We start from the raw sequence: 14,366 nt of genomic DNA, 5'->3' as shown, positions 1-14,366 counted from the left end.
GTCCGGTCCGTCCGGTCCGTCCGGTCCGTCCGGTCCGTCCGGTCCGTCCGGTCCGTCCGGTCCGTCCGGTCCGTCCGGTCCGTCCGGTCCGTCCGGTCCGTCCGGCTCGCCCGGCCCGTCAGATCCGCCTGGTCGGCGCCCGCGGGCTCGTGCAGCAGGTCCAGCGTCAGCGCGGCCGTCCAGCTGAAGCCGAGCGCGCCGCAGGCCTCGCCGGTGTACGGATCCACGTACTCGGCGAACCCGGACGCGTCTGCCGTCTCCAGGAGCGCCGCCCGCAACTCCTCCGCGCGCCCGTGCTCCCCGTGCAGCCGCAGCCCGCGCTCCAGCAGCCAGTTCGTGTTGAACCACGCCGGGCCGCGCCAGTAGCGGTGCGGGTCGAAGGCGTGCCCGGTCAGGTCGTAACTCGGCGCCAGCCGGGCGACCGAGCCGAGCCCGAAGTGCGGCCCGCCCGCCGTGCGGACCAGGGTGGCGGCGATGTCGCGGGGGAGTGCGGGGAGGATGAGCGGGAGCAGCCCGGCCACGCTGCGCTCGGGGATGAGCGCACCGGTGCGGGAGCGCTGCTCCGAAGAGTGAGCACTGCTCTCGGCAGAGCGCCGCTCCGAACTGAGAGCACCGCTCCGAGAGCCTCGCTCCGACCCGTGAGCACCGTTCTCGGCAGAGCGCCGCTCCGAACCGAGAGCACCGCTCTCGACCCCGTCGCGCGCATCCCCGCCGTACACGTCCCGGCAGAAGAACATCCCCTCCGCCGGGTCCCACAGGCGCTCCACCAGCGCTGCCGTCAACCGTTCCGCGCGGGCGTGCCGCGCCGTCCCCGCCGCGCCCAGTTCCTGCGCGATCGCGGCGAGCGCGTGCTCGGAGGCGATCAGCAGCGCGTTGAACGCCGGGTCCTCGACGGCGAACTCGCCGGCGCCGTCGGCGTACCCGCCGTCCCGGTAGTCCGTCGCGAGTCGCACGTACCGCCCGTAGTCGAGGTCCGTCGGCCGGTCCTCCGCGGACCCGTGGTCGAGGTCGGCGCGGCGGAAGGAGCGCGGCGCGGCCGGGGTGACACGGCTGAGCGGGGCGTCCCAGCACGGGCTGTTGTCCATGCCCTGCTCCCACGGGTGGACCACCGAGGCGAGCCCGCCGCCGCCCAGGTCCCGCCGGTGCAGCAGATAGCGGTGCCAGGCGGCCAGCCGGGGATACATCCGGGAGAGGAAGGAGCGCGACCGGGACAGACCCGGGTCGGCCTGGTGCACCAGCCAGGCGGCGAGCGCGTGCACCGGTGGCTGCACGATGCCCGACGTCTGTACGGTGCGCGGGGCGCCCGCAGCGCGCCCCGCGGTCGAGGAACGCCAGAAGTCGGGGCTCGGGAAGTAGGCGTCGAGCGGAACGGAGGGGTTGAACACGATGTGCGGGATCCGCCCGTCACCCCATTGGGCGCCGAGCAGCGTCTCCAGCTCCGTCTGCGCCCTCAAGGGGGACAGGTGGCGCAGGCCGATCGCGATGAAAGCGGAGTCCCAGGACCACTGGTGCGGGTACAGGCCGTGCGAGGGAACCGTCGACGTTCCCGTCCAGTTGCCTTCGAGTACCCGGGCGGCCCTGAGGTGCAGCGACCCGGCGGGCCGGTCGGGATCGTATACATGCGCGCCGGAGTGGGTGATCTCGTGCGAACCGGGCGGAGCGGGGGAACCCGAGGTGCGCACGGGGACGGTGATCCCCGTGCGGCGGATGGTGAGTTGGGTCGTGCTGTCCACTCAGGTCTCCCCGAAGACGTCCGGCCGATCGGTTCGGCACTAGCTACCGTAGGGTTACGTCTATTTAACACGCAAAACTCAATATGTAATGCAGAGTTGGTGAACGCAAGGGGTTGGGCATGACAGGCATGGCGGGGACGGCAGGAAGGGCGGCGAAGGCCATGAGGGCCGGGCATCAGGCAAGCGCCGGGGAACTGCTCGAACTGGTGCGCAGCGGGCGTGCCACGACGCGCGGCGCGCTGCAGCAGGCCACCGGTCTGTCGCGGGCCACGGTCGGCCAGCGCCTCGACCGGCTCTTCCGTGCGGGCTGGCTGCGCGAGGGCGCGGGCGGCCCGGTGGACTCCCCGCAGGGCGGCCGGCCGTCGATCACCCTCGAGTTCGACGACGAACACGCCGTCGTCCTCGCCGCCGACCTCGACACCCGGCACGGACGGGCCGCCGTCGTCTCGCTGAGCGGCGAGATCCAGGCCGAGCACCACGGAAGCCTGCGCATCGAGGACGGCCCGGACGCCGTGCTGGGCGAACTCGGCCGCTGGTTCGCCGGGCTGCTGGAGAAGGCCGGGCAGCGCGCGGACGCGGTGTGCGGGATCGGGATCGCGGTGCCGGGCCCGGTGGACACCGACACCGGCAAGGTGGTGCAGCCGCCGATCATGCCGGGCTGGGACGGTTACGACATACGTGGGCGCCTGGGACGCGCCTTCGCCGAGCACGCCGGCATCGAGAGCGCGAGTGGCGCCGGTACGGCCGGTGGCGCCGGTGGCGCCTGGAGCGCCGCGATCAACAGGAGCGGCGCCCGGATCCCCGTACTCGTCGACAACGACGCCAACCTCATGGCGTACGGCGAACAGCGCACCGGTTATCCGGACTGTTCGGCGTTCGCCCTGGTCAAGGTCTCCACCGGTATCGGTGCGGGCATGGTCGTCGGCGGCTCCATCTACCGGGGCGTCGACGGGGGCGCAGGCGACATCGGGCACATCCGGGTGGGCGCGGACGCGCTGTGCCGGTGCGGTTCGTACGGCTGTCTGGCCGCCGTCGCGAGCGGTGGCGCGGTGGCGCGCAGACTCGCCGAGTCCGGCGTCCCGGCCACCTCCGGATCGGATGTGCGCGACCTGCTGACGGCCGGACACCCGGAGGCGATGGCGCTCGCGCGGGAGGCGGGGCGCCAGGTCGGGGACGTACTCGCGACCGTGGTGACCCTGCTGAACCCCGGCGTGCTGATGATCGCCGGGGATCTGGCCGGAACCCCGTTCCTCACGGGTGTGCGCGAGCTGCTGTATCAGCGGGCGCTGCCGCGTTCGACCGCTCATCTGGACGTGGTGACCTCGCGGCTCGGGGAGCGGGCGGGGCTGGTGGGGGCCGGGGCGCTGGTCGTGGAGTACCTGTACGCGCCGGAGCGGGTGGAGGAACGGCTGGCGGCGCTGGGTGTGTGACGCCTGTGTGACGCCCATGGACGGCGGGGTGTGTGACATCCATGTGTCGCGTCCGCGTCGCGTCCACATCGTGGTTCGCATGATGAAATTCAGGCTGTCTTTACTGCGTGATTCTCGCCACCCTTGATAGGGGTGGTGCTCAGATGAGCGGATCTTGAGCGACTGCACTTCCCTAAGGGGTGGCACTCAGTGCCACCCCTTGATCGTTCATCGATTAAACTCAGACGTGTCAGTGACCGCTCATCTGAGCGTATACTGCTCTCTGAGGGTGTTGATTCGTTCAAGAAGTGAAAACATCTCGCCGTGACCGCTTGCCAAGGCTTGACTTTCAATCGAGTGGCGGACGGGTGGTTACAGGCGCATGACGTGCAAGTAGACGTACCCAGACGCCTTCGATCTGGGTATGTTCCTGGCCGTCAGGGCAGCCACCGCGACGTCGAGGAGTCGAGACTCGTGTCGGAAAACAAAGATCCCCACGTAGCTGAAAGCGGCGACAGCGGCGTTGAGGGGGCGAAGTTCGTTTATGACTTCACCGAAGGCAACAGGGACCTCAAGGACCTCCTCGGTGGCAAGGGTGCGAACCTCGCCGAGATGACCAACCTGGGCCTTCCCGTCCCTCCGGGCTTCACCATCACCACCGAGGCGTGCAAGACCTACCTCGACAGTGGCGAGGAGCCGGCGGCACTGCGTGACGAGGTGAGCGCGCACCTCGATGCCCTCGAAGCGACGATGGGCAAGAAGCTCGGCCAGGCCGATAACCCCCTCCTCGTATCCGTCCGTTCCGGGGCGAAGTTCTCCATGCCGGGCATGATGGACACCGTGCTGAACATCGGCCTCTCCGACAAGTCGGTCCAGGGCCTCGCCAAGCAGGCCGGCGACGACCGCTTCGCCTGGGACTCGTACCGCCGTCTCATCCAGATGTTCGGCAAGACGGTCCTCGGCGTCGACGGCGAGCTCTTCGAGGACGCGCTGGACGCGGCCAAGACGGCCAAGAAGGTCGCGGTCGACACGGAGCTGGACGCCGCGGACCTCAAGAAGCTGGTCACCAAGTTCAAGCGGATCGTCAAGGCCGAGGCCGGCCGGGACTTCCCGCAGGAGCCGCGCGAGCAGATGGACCTCGCGATCCACGCGGTCTTCGACTCCTGGAACACCGACCGCGCCAAGCTCTACCGCCGCCAGGAGCGCATCCCGCACGACCTCGGCACCGCGGTCAACGTCTGTTCGATGGTCTTCGGCAACCTCGGCCCCGACTCGGGCACGGGCGTGGCGTTCACGCGCGACCCCGCATCCGGCCACCAGGGCGTGTACGGCGACTACCTCCAGAACGCCCAGGGCGAGGACGTGGTCGCGGGCATCCGCAACACGGTCCCGCTCGCCGAGCTGGAGTCGATCGACAAGAAGTCGTACGACCAGCTGATGCAGATCATGGAGACCCTGGAGAACCACTACAAGGATCTCTGCGACATCGAGTTCACCATCGAGCGCGGCCAGCTGTGGATGCTCCAGACCCGCGTCGGCAAGCGCACGGCGGGTGCGGCCTTCCGTATCGCCACGCAGCTCGTGGACCAGGGCCTGATCGACGAGGCGGAGGCCCTCCAGCGCGTGACGGGCGCCCAGCTCGCGCAGCTGATGTTCCCGCGCTTCGACGACCAGGCGAAGGTCGACCAGATCGGCAGGGGCATCGCGGCATCGCCCGGCGCGGCGGTCGGCAAGGCGGTCTTCGACTCGTACACCGCGATCAAGTGGTCGCGTTCGGGCGAGAAGGTCATCCTGATCCGCCGTGAGACCAACCCCGACGACCTGGACGGCATGATCGCGGCCGAGGGCATCCTGACCTCGCGTGGCGGCAAGACCTCGCACGCCGCCGTCGTGGCGCGCGGCATGGGCAAGACGTGCGTGTGCGGCGCCGAGGAGCTCGAGGTCGACACCAAGCGGCGCCGGATGACGGCCCCGGGCGGAGTGGTCATCGAGGAAGGCGACGTCGTCTCCATCGACGGCTCCACGGGCAAGGTCTACCTGGGCGAGGTCCCGGTCGTGCCCTCCCCGGTCGTCGAGTACTTCGAGGGCCGGATGCACGCGGGCGCCGACGACGCGGACGAACTGGTCGCGGCCGTGCACCGGATCATGGCGTACGCGGACCGGGTCCGCCGCCTGCGCGTGCGCGCCAACGCGGACAACGCGGAGGACGCCCTGCGTGCCCGCCGCTTCGGCGCGCAGGGCATCGGCCTGTGCCGCACCGAGCACATGTTCCTCGGCGACCGGCGCGAACTGGTCGAGCGCCTGATCCTGGCCGACACGGAGACGGAGCGCGAGGAATCCCTCAAGGAGCTCCTGCCCCTCCAGAAGCGGGACTTCGTCGAACTCTTCGAGGCGATGGACGGCCTCCCGGTGACGATCCGTCTCCTGGACCCGCCGCTGCACGAGTTCCTGCCCGACGTGACCGAACTGTCCGTACGGGTGGCGCTGGCCGAATCGCGCGGCGACGCCAACGAGAACGACCTGCGCCTGCTCCAGGCCGTGCACCGCCTGCACGAGCAGAACCCGATGCTGGGTCTGCGCGGCGTACGTCTCGGCCTGGTCATCCCCGGCCTGTTCACCATGCAGGTACGGGCGATCGCGGAGGCGGCCGCCGAACGCAAGAACGCCAAGGGCGACCCGCGGGCCGAGATCATGATCCCCCTCGTCGGTACGGTCCAGGAGCTGGAGATCGTCCGCGAGGAGGCCGACCAGGTCATCGCGGAGGTGCAGGAGGCCGCCGGCACGAACCTCAGGCTCGCCATCGGCACGATGATCGAACTCCCGCGGGCCGCGCTGACCGCCGGTCAGATCGCCGAGGCCGCCGAGTTCTTCTCCTTCGGTACGAACGACCTCACGCAGACCGTCTGGGGCTTCTCCCGGGACGACGTGGAGGCGAGCTTCTTCACCGCGTACCTGGAGAAGGGCATCTTCGGCGTCTCCCCCTTCGAGACCATCGACAGGGACGGTGTGGGTTCCCTGGTGAAGTCGGCCGTGCAGGCCGGCCGCGCCACCCGCCCCGACCTGAAGCTCGGAGTCTGCGGCGAACACGGCGGCGACCCCGAGTCCGTCCACTTCTTCCACGAGGTGGGACTGGACTACGTGTCCTGCTCCCCCTTCCGGATCCCGGTGGCACGCCTGGAGGCGGGCCGCGCGGCGTCGACGGCGAAGGGCAGCGACCACCGCTAGCGCGCTGGAACTCCGGGGCCGCCGACGGTCAACCCTGACCCTCACCGACGGCCGACGGCTCCGGCGTACGAAAGAAACGGGGCGGCACCTTGTGCGGAGGTGCCGCCCCGTCGTGCATCATCTGCGGAGACTGTCAAGCTACGTCGCTGACCAGGCAAGTTGGCGTTTGCTGGCGTTGGTTGCCGTTGAACCCGCGCGAAGCTGTTGTGCCCTCGTTGTGCCCTCCGGGTGCGGCTGGGTCCCGTTACGCGTCGTCACCACAGAGACGCCGTTTTCTGAAGGCTGTGAGGTGGTGCTGGTGGTGTTGGGGAAATTGTTGAAGATCAAGACTGCGGCCCCAAGGACGAGGAACACGACGACCAGGGCTTTGCCCGCGCCGCTGAGTAGCAGCGGGCGGGTAGCTGAGCGGGGTTGCTCGGTGGGGGTGGGCTCGTCGCCGAACAGCCGCTTGGGATAGGCCGCGGTGAGCATCATCTGATAGGCGTACAGACGCATGGTGTATCGGGCGGTGGCGGCGGTCGCCTCGAACAGCGGGCGCGGCATCCGGCCGCGGATCAGCACCAGGAGCCAGAAAATGAGGCAGATCACGAACCAGCCGTAGAAGAGCAGCTCCACCACGAAGGCGGCGGGGATGAGCAGAATGATGCGGAACAAGACGGCAAGGCGGTTGAGCTTGCCGGGGTGGACCTCGACCTGGACGGGGTAGCCGGGCGCCAGGAAGGCGAACGGTGGGTATGTGTCGACCAACAGCATCGCGTAGGCGGCGACGCGGGTGGAGTAGACGAGGTAGCCGGTCAGGAACGAGGCGATCGGTTCGGGCAGTCGTCCGGTGATCAGGGCGGCGAACCAGCCGACGACCATGACGACGAACGCGGCGATCCCCAAGAAGAGCAGTGCGATGTATTGGGGGATCAGCAGGAGCCAGCGCAGCAGCACGGTCCAGCGACGCTGCCGGCCGGGCTCGGGGAGATCCAACCCCGGGAGTACCTCGGGCAGGGGACTGGGAAGCGGCGCCCACGTATGGTCTGTCATGCCAGTTCCTGTCAGTTCCGCGACTGTAGCTCGGCTCAGAGCTTCAGGATCACGCCCGCCGGCCCGGTGCACGCGCGGTGAGGACCAATCGGGTGACAACGGCTTGCTCGCGGTTCAGGGTGCGAACCGCCCCGGCGGGTCGGGCCGGCCGCGGGCCTTCCGGCGGAGTCGTGGCCCCACACGTGGTCCACGAGCCGTCAACTCGCCGCCCCTTGGGAGCAGGGGCGACAGTCACTGCCAGCGCGGGCCGGGGCTGCAGCAACGTCTCACCGAGACCGTGTCGGGTTTCCTCAGCCTCGTCGAAGCGGACGTGCGCTATGTCTGCCTGGAACGCCGGTGGTACGAGTTCCTTGGAGACCGCACCGAGGCAGCCATCACCCAATGGGCCGAGGTGTGACGCCGGCATGCAGCGTCGCCCGAGCCAATGTAGAAACCCCAGGCCGGATACTGTCCGACCTGGGGTTCAAGAAGAGCCGCCTTCGGGATTCGAACCCGAGACCTAACGCATTACGAGTTGTCCGATCTTGATCCGGGGGCGTCCATAGGCGTCCACCGCAAGCCTTGCGCACCTGGTCAGCCGCCATGTCGGACGGCCATGGATGGAAGCGAGCGGCCCCGGAACCACGCGCTAACTGAGACTGCAACTGAGACCGGGGCCCGTGCCCCTGGGCCATCTACGCGGTCCCCCGAGGAGGGCACTCTGCTGGCAAGCCCACTTATGACCCTCGCCTTACAAGTTCCCCCCAACAGCCCAACGACCAGCGGCGATGCCGTCCAGCCTGGCTTGCGAGGTGCGCGGCTGCTTCTCCCGATACGGCGATGTGCACCGGTGTTGCCGTCAAAGGTTGCCGTCGGCCGCTGTGATCGCGCCGAGCGCATTCTCGGCGTGCCAGCGCCGCGACTCCCCGGTGCTGGAACGCCCCGCAGGCACGATGCAGTGCCTGCGGGGCTCTGAGCCATTTAGCGGCGGCCCTGCCACCAGATCAGCAGCAGGCTGACGGCGCCGCTACCAACGCCATACGCGGCGCCACGCAGCATCTGATCGCGGACCGTGCGGCCATGACGCGTCGCCCAGCTCCGCAGGTAGTCAAGCGGCTGGCGTCTCGGGTTGCCTTCGGGCAGGCCCTTCTTGTTACTGTGCAAGTGGTGTTCCTTTCGTTTCCAGACAGGCAGGGCACCACGTGAAGAGCCGACTCAACGGGGTTCCTACGCCAACCGTTGAGGAGGCTCTTTCATGTGCTGGAGACGCTACGAGTGGTCTCTTTGCGGTGCAACATGGCAGGCCACAGACCGCTACTCGCACCCCGGGAAAGTCCGCACCGGGTGGCAAAATGGCTGTGGTGACGGTCAACGGACCCACCGAAGCAGCAAAATCGTAATTCGGGTCTCCACCCGTCCCAGCCACCATGCTACGCCTGCGGAGCCATTCCAGATCGGCGCGTCCTTGGTTCAGCACGGGGCGATGGCCAGCACGATGCCGCGTACGCGAACCTGCTCGCAGTAGACGTCATGGCCGTAGCCGCAGGCGGCTGACGAAGGTGCGGCGCGCAATGACTGCGCTACAGAACGCCCAGAACAACTCCGATCCCCCTCGGTCTCCCCGTGACCGGATGAGGGACGTACTGATCGGTGTCTTGGTCTCGATCATCGTCGGGTTGCGCGCGGGCATCATCCACCGCCTGGCGGCCGAGAAGGTCACCTTCCGGGACGCGGTGGAGACGGGATGCACAGCGGGAGGCTGGACGGCTGTTTTCGCCGTAGCAGTCCTGGTGTACGTGTGGCACGGGCGGTGAGGCCGTCCCCCTAGCCAACACATCGCGCGGCTGCAGGCCAGGAACACCCGGCCTGAACGCAGCTGCTGACTAGACGTGAGGTGGCACCCCCGCCGTCGCCTAGGGGCACTTGAAGGGTCCGACGGAGAAAACGTCGGACCGTTCAAGTCTCAGCAAACCCACGCAAGAGGCCCCGGATCATCTCCGAGGCCTCCTTTGTACGGCACGTCCGACAGAATTCGAACACTGTGGGGGGTGCCGCTCTGGGATCACACGCCAGGACGGGCGGCAACGTCAGCCGGCAGGAGGCGGGTGATGAAGCCCTCGGCGCAAAGGCGCTTGTAGGCGGCCACGACGGTGTCCGGAACATCCTGCTCGATGGCCAGGCCCCAGCCTGGGAAGACGAGCACTCGTTGTAGGGCTCCCACGATCATGTCGATCACCATGCGAGCATCCCCGATGGAGTCGGCGTACTCCTCCAAGCCCAGCCTGGATGACAACACCGTTCGTGTTCGCAGGAGGTGGAGTATCCGTGCAAAACCACATGTCGCGCACCGGAAAACTGCTGAGCACTGCCGCGGCTGCCGCCCTGTCGGCCACGCTCTTCCCTGTCGTGGCGGCTCCGCCCACGGCGGCCGTGACCTGCGACCCGGCCGCCGCCAACCGGGCCCCGACTGCCGGGACGGTCACCCAGGCGAGGGCTGCCGTGATGTGCCTGATCAACGCGCAGCGCACACAGCGCGGGCTGCCTTCCCGCACCATTAGCCAGGCCCTGACGAACGCGGCCCAGCAGCATGCTGTCGCGGCCGTCCAGCTGAAGTGGTGGGGACCGGGCAAGGACCCGCACCGCAACCCTCGAACCGGCTCGACACCGCAGAGCCGCATCCAGGCGGCCGGATACTGTCCCAACCCCCGCTCGTTGGAGTTCAACGAGATCACGTACACCGGCTGGGGCGGATCGGGAACTCCGCAGGCCGCCGTCAACTGGTGGATGAACAGCCCCGCCCACCGCGCCATCATCCTCAAGCCGTCGCTGCGCGAGATAGGCCCGTGGGCCCAGCCCAGCCCGGCTCGGCGGACCGGGCCGGGGCCTCGTCGCCCAGCGCCGGTACCTACGTCGTGACGTTCGGACGCTGCCAGCGGTGAATCCCCCAGCGTGGTCTCTCGCATGTGCAGAACCGCGCCAGATCTTCGTACGGCACGACGGGGCGGCGCCTCCGTGGCGAATGCCGCCCCGGTTGTCGCGACTGCCCCCGCCAACGCCCCCAGCACGGCGGCCAAACCTGCATCCGTGCAAGAGAGTTTGAATGAGGGGACCTCGTTGTGGTGGGTGCACAGGAAGGCGTCGAGCCCTCCGTACGGTGCCGCGTGCAGCTCGGCCTCTCCGCCACCGGCGCGGGCCGGCCTCGGAGACCTGCGCCCGCGAGGACCCCGCACCGCGACACTGCCCCGTCGCCCTGCCTGCCCCGCCCCCGTGGAGGACTGGGCCCAGACCGGCGCACCATCGGCCCCGATGCCGGGCCCCACCGCCGAGTGGTTCCACCTGGACACCCACCCCTTTCCGTACGACTACGCAACGCCCTGACGCCGGTCGCCGAGATCGGCGCCCGCTCGTGCGTCTCGTGCTTCCGGATCACCTGATGGGATGGCGATTCGTAGGCCAAAGGATTCAGCACGTTACTGATCCATTACCTTCTGTAACTCCTGGGGCCGACGGGGTCTTCGGGAGGTAGAGGGGTGACGGATGAAGACGGCGATGGTTGGCGTGGTGGCGGCCGGGGTGTTTCTCGTTGGGGCTGGGACGTCGATGGCGGGGTCTTGGCACAAGCTGCCCCGGTTGACGCCGACAGGTGTGCAATTCACCCAGGGGCAGTACAGGTTCAACGACGCAGCCCAGAACCATGGCTCCTTCGAATGGAGCGGGCAGCTCAAGGATGCCTTGCCTGGTGACAACAACAACGTCTACGTGCTCGTTCGCGTCGAAGGACATAGTTGGGTTCGCTACAACGGCAAGCAGCGGCAGACGGTGTTCTTGCACCACTCCAACTGGGATGGAGCTCAGCAGTACACGGACGACGCGGATCTACGGGCCTGTCGCGATCGAGGCACCCTTCGGCCGGACAACTGCTCACCGACGCGCCACTTCAGGCCGTAGGCGGACTGTCCGACGCCCAGGACCCGGGCGCAGGCCCGGGTTCCTTCCTTTCCGCTCTCCTGGAGGCTCGCATCACTACGTCAGAAGTCCTGTCGGCCAGAGGAATCGACCTCTTTTATGGGCAGTCGCACGCTGTCAGGGGCGCCGCGATTGCAATCAGCCAGGGCGAGGTCGTGGCCATCACGGGACAGAGCGGTTCGGGCAAGTCGTCTCTCCTGTATTGCCTGGCCGGAGTATTGCCCGTCGCAGGCGGCGAAGTCCGCTTCGAAGGACTCCCGCTGGGTGCACTCGACGACGACGAACTCAGCGCCCTGCGCCGTGACCGCTTCGGATTCGTCTTCCAGCACGGCGAGTTGCTGCCCGAACTGACCGTGGAGGAGAACGCCGCTCTGCCGCTGAGGCTGGCCGGGCAGGGCAAGGCCACGGCGCTCGCTGCCGCTGGGGAGGTACTGGGCCGGCTTGGGCTCGCCGAACTGCGGGAGCGGCGCCCCTCACAGGTGTCGGGCGGTCAGAACCAGCGGGTCGCCGTAGCACGCGCCCTCGTGCATCGGCCAACTGTGGTCTTCGCCGACGAGCCGACCGGATCGCTCGACAGTGCCAACGCCGACACCGTGCTGGAGGAATTCCTCGCCCTTGCAAGATCGCAAGGCACGGCGGTCGTCCTCGTTACCCACGACCAGAAGGTCGCGGGCCGCGCGGACAGCCGGTACACGATGTCCGACGGGGTGCTTGCTCGAGAACAGGACGTGGCGTGAAGGAACTCCTTCTGGGGCTTCGGCTGTTGCTCGGCAGTGGGCGTGGCAACCGTGCGCGATTCGTACTCATGGCAGTCGGTGGCTCGCTCGGCGTGTGCTGTCTGGCCATCGTGCTCGCCATTCCCGGAATCCTCGCGGCGCAGGACGGGCGCATCGCGGCCCGGCAACCGGTCGTTCCGCGGGATCAGTCCGGCCAGAGGATCAACATCGGCTTTCCGCTGAGTCTCAGCCGCACTGATCCGTATGGCTCGGCTCCTCTCACCCGGATCTTCGTGGCACGAGGGACGAAGTCGATCGCACCGCCGCCCGGTCTGAAGTTGCTTCCACGGGACGGCCAGGTGTTCGTTTCTCCGCGTCTGCATCGCCTACTGCGAGACCAACCGGACTTGGCTCAGCGTTTCCCGGGCGTTGAAGCAGGGCTGATCGGAGCCCAAGGGCTGGCCCGTCCGGATGAACTCGTCGCGTACGTAGGCATGAGCCGCGCCGAACTGTCCGACGGGTATCCCGTGAAACAATGGGGCAAGGACTACGCTCCGGATCCCACAGTGGAGCCCTCCACACTCAATATCGTCCGATTCACGATGGCCGGAGTTGTGCTGCTCCCTCTCGCAGTCTTCCTCTCCGTGTGCGCACGGCTCTCCGCCGCAGAACGGACACGCCGATTGGCGGCCCTCCGCCTGTTGGGGCTGAGCAGGAAGGGCACTCAACGGGTGAACGCCGCAGAGACGGTCGCGGCGGCTGGCGTGGGTGCTGTTCTGGGTCTTGCCGAGTACGAGATCGTGAATCAACTTGTCTCGCGAATCGGCCTGCCGGGGTTCAAGTGGTACCCGGGTGACGGAGCCTTGTCTGTTACAACCCTTCTGGTGTGCCTCGTGGGCTGCCCAGCGCTCGCCTGGTTTGTAGGCCGTGCCAGCGCACGCAAGGCAGCAGCAAACCCGCTGGCTGTCCGGCGCGGCGCGGTGGAGAAGCCGCCGTCAAGGTGGGGATTCCTGCCGCTGACCGCAGGCATGGGCATTCTGACGGGGTACTGCATCGCCGGAGCCTCCGGGCATGCTCCCACGAGCACAGCACTGTCCTCGGTACTCGTGCCATCAGCGGTCGTTCTGGTCGGCGTAGGGCTCGCGTTGTCGTTGCCCTCGCTGTCCAGGTTCCTGGCTCGACGGACGGCCCGCTCCACGCAGTCGCTCTCCCTCGGTCTTGCGATGAGGCGGAACGAAGCCGAGCCGGGTGGCGCGCTCCGGGTGGCGACGGGTCTCGTTCTGCTGGTCTTCGTGGCTTCTCTCGCACAAGGGGTGCTCATTGAGTTGGAGCAGGTCACCAAGAGCAACTCTCCCGTTCAGCTCTACGACATCATGCTTGAGGAGATCAACGCGTCTCAGCAGCACGCTCTCGAAGAGCTGCCAGGTCTGCAGGCGCACCTCGTTGCTTTGCAGCCGAAAGCTGGTGGCAGTGTGCCGACGAAACCGGGCGTCGACGCAGTCGTGGCCACGTGCGACCAGTTGCGCAAGGCGGTGCCGTCGGTCGAAGGGTGTGTAGACGGGCAGCCTCTATGGCTGTGGGATGCCGCGCAGGTCCAGGCCAACATCCAGGCCGGCGAGACCATCCACTTCGCCGTTCGCGGCGGGCGGCACACCCACGACCTGAAGCTCACAGTGCCGTATCAGAAGATCCGGTTCCACAACCCCGTGGACGCCCAGGTGGTCGATAGCGGGTCGATCCTCCTGCCGCCCTCCATGGTGCCCCGGCACACCCGCCCGGAGGACGCCACTCTCAGCCTGATCAGCGGCTCCGGCCCAGAAACCGTACGCCGTGTCCTCGACGCCATCGGCGGGGCAGCCCCCACCGCGCAGGTCGAGCCTCAAGGCCTGGCAGTCGAGGCACTCCAACAGATCACCGTCGTAAAAACCCTCCTGGCCGTAGGCATGATCCTCGGACTGATCATCGGCGTAGCCGCGTACCTCGTCGCGGCCACCGACCGGGCCGTCGAGCGGCGGCCGCAGGTTACTGCGTTGGCCTTGTTGGGGGCTCGGGCGCGGACGTTGCGGGCTGTGCAGGTGGTGCAGGTGGTGTTGCCGTTGGCTGTGGGGTTGGTGTTGGCGGTGGTGGTGGGGAAGATGGCCGAGTCGAGCTATCTGGTCACCGGGGGTGGGGCCGTCTTCTGGGACGGGGGCGGGGTTCCGCTGCTGCTCGCGTGTGCTCTCGGGGTGCTGGTCGTCGCCGCCGTGGGCGCGTTGCCGCTTGTGGGGCGGAGGATTGATCCCGAGCTGATCAGGCGAGACTGAGCG

General features: G+C 68.1%; 11 protein-coding genes. 7 read left to right on the top strand and 4 right to left on the bottom strand.

Annotated elements, in window-relative coordinates; all coding sequences use genetic code 11:
• Window positions 1-1,640, bottom strand: a 1,640-nt coding sequence (locus tag ACFZDJ_RS04530; protein ID WP_391056835.1) for a hypothetical protein, incomplete at its 3' end; no start/stop codon positions are given.
• Between the two features lie 221 nt (window positions 1,641-1,861).
• Between ACFZDJ_RS04530 and ACFZDJ_RS04525 the strand changes: the two genes are divergently transcribed.
• Both ACFZDJ_RS04525 and ppdK read left to right on the top strand, forming a co-directional pair.
• Window positions 1,862-3,163 (top strand): ROK family protein, encoded by a 1,302-nt coding sequence (locus tag ACFZDJ_RS04525; RefSeq protein WP_391056832.1) that lies wholly within the window; start codon window positions 1,862-1,864, stop codon window positions 3,161-3,163.
• A 453-nt stretch (window positions 3,164-3,616) separates the two neighbouring features.
• Complete coding sequence (gene ppdK / locus ACFZDJ_RS04520; protein WP_390927535.1) at window positions 3,617-6,367, top strand: pyruvate, phosphate dikinase; 2,751 nt, start codon at window positions 3,617-3,619, stop codon at window positions 6,365-6,367.
• A gap of 138 nt (window positions 6,368-6,505) precedes the next feature.
• Here ppdK and ACFZDJ_RS04515 read toward each other — a convergent pair whose 3' ends face one another.
• Together ACFZDJ_RS04515 and ACFZDJ_RS04510 are read right to left on the bottom strand one after the other, a co-directional pair.
• Window positions 6,506-7,399 (bottom strand): DUF4389 domain-containing protein, encoded by an 894-nt coding sequence (locus tag ACFZDJ_RS04515; RefSeq protein ID WP_391056054.1) that lies wholly within the window; start codon window positions 7,397-7,399, stop codon window positions 6,506-6,508.
• A 960-nt stretch (window positions 7,400-8,359) separates the two neighbouring features.
• Window positions 8,360-8,542, bottom strand: coding sequence for a hypothetical protein (locus ACFZDJ_RS04510; RefSeq protein WP_391056051.1), 183 nt, complete (start codon window positions 8,540-8,542; stop codon window positions 8,360-8,362).
• Between the two features lie 407 nt (window positions 8,543-8,949).
• Between ACFZDJ_RS04510 and ACFZDJ_RS04505 the strand changes: the two genes are divergently transcribed.
• Window positions 8,950-9,192 (top strand): hypothetical protein, encoded by a 243-nt coding sequence (locus ACFZDJ_RS04505; RefSeq protein ID WP_391056048.1) that lies wholly within the window; start codon window positions 8,950-8,952, stop codon window positions 9,190-9,192.
• 248 nt (window positions 9,193-9,440) lie between these two features.
• Here the strand turns inward: ACFZDJ_RS04505 and ACFZDJ_RS04500 are convergent, their stop codons facing one another.
• The gene (locus tag ACFZDJ_RS04500) at window positions 9,441-9,617 is read right to left on the bottom strand and encodes a hypothetical protein (RefSeq protein WP_391056046.1); all 177 of its coding nucleotides are present in this window, start codon (window positions 9,615-9,617) and stop codon (window positions 9,441-9,443) included.
• An 86-nt stretch (window positions 9,618-9,703) separates the two neighbouring features.
• Between ACFZDJ_RS04500 and ACFZDJ_RS04495 the strand changes: the two genes are divergently transcribed.
• The 4 genes from ACFZDJ_RS04495 to ACFZDJ_RS04480 all read left to right on the top strand — a co-directional run bounded on the left by ACFZDJ_RS04495 (window position 9,704) and on the right by ACFZDJ_RS04480 (window position 14,363).
• Entirely contained in the window at window positions 9,704-10,294 is a 591-nt protein-coding gene (locus ACFZDJ_RS04495; protein WP_391056043.1) for a CAP domain-containing protein, read from the top strand.
• Between the two features lie 621 nt (window positions 10,295-10,915).
• A complete protein-coding gene (locus ACFZDJ_RS04490) occupies window positions 10,916-11,326 on the top strand; it encodes a hypothetical protein (protein ID WP_391056041.1) in 411 nt (136 codons plus the stop codon).
• A gap of 104 nt (window positions 11,327-11,430) precedes the next feature.
• Entirely contained in the window at window positions 11,431-12,081 is a 651-nt protein-coding gene (locus ACFZDJ_RS04485) for an ATP-binding cassette domain-containing protein (RefSeq protein ID WP_391056829.1), read from the top strand.
• On the top strand, window positions 12,078-14,363 hold the full coding sequence (locus ACFZDJ_RS04480) for an FtsX-like permease family protein (RefSeq protein WP_391056038.1): 2,286 nt from the start codon (window positions 12,078-12,080) through the stop codon (window positions 14,361-14,363). The genes ACFZDJ_RS04485 and ACFZDJ_RS04480 overlap by 4 nt, the downstream gene beginning before the upstream one ends.
• The last annotated feature ends 3 nt before the right edge of the window (window positions 14,364-14,366 follow it).

The sequence above is a fragment of the Streptomyces sp. NPDC007896 genome, assembly GCF_042959425.1.
In the GTDB taxonomy this organism is placed as follows: domain Bacteria; phylum Actinomycetota; class Actinomycetes; order Streptomycetales; family Streptomycetaceae; genus Streptomyces.
Note: the sequence above shows the minus strand (reverse complement) of the source record. Positions and strands in the feature narration are given on the sequence as shown.

What these genes read in the sequence shown, in the direction of transcription:
- ACFZDJ_RS04525 (WP_391056832.1), top strand. Translation starts at nt 1,862, where the DNA reads ATGGCGGGGACGGCAGGAAGGGCGGCGAAGGCCATGAGGGCCGGGCAT.
- ACFZDJ_RS04515 (WP_391056054.1), bottom strand. Translation starts at nt 7,399, where the DNA reads ATGACAGACCATACGTGGGCGCCGCTTCCCAGTCCCCTGCCCGAGGTA.
- ACFZDJ_RS04505 (WP_391056048.1), top strand. Translation starts at nt 8,950, where the DNA reads ATGACTGCGCTACAGAACGCCCAGAACAACTCCGATCCCCCTCGGTCT.
- ACFZDJ_RS04500 (WP_391056046.1), bottom strand. Translation starts at nt 9,617, where the DNA reads ATGGTGATCGACATGATCGTGGGAGCCCTACAACGAGTGCTCGTCTTC.
- ACFZDJ_RS04490 (WP_391056041.1), top strand. Translation starts at nt 10,916, where the DNA reads ATGAAGACGGCGATGGTTGGCGTGGTGGCGGCCGGGGTGTTTCTCGTT.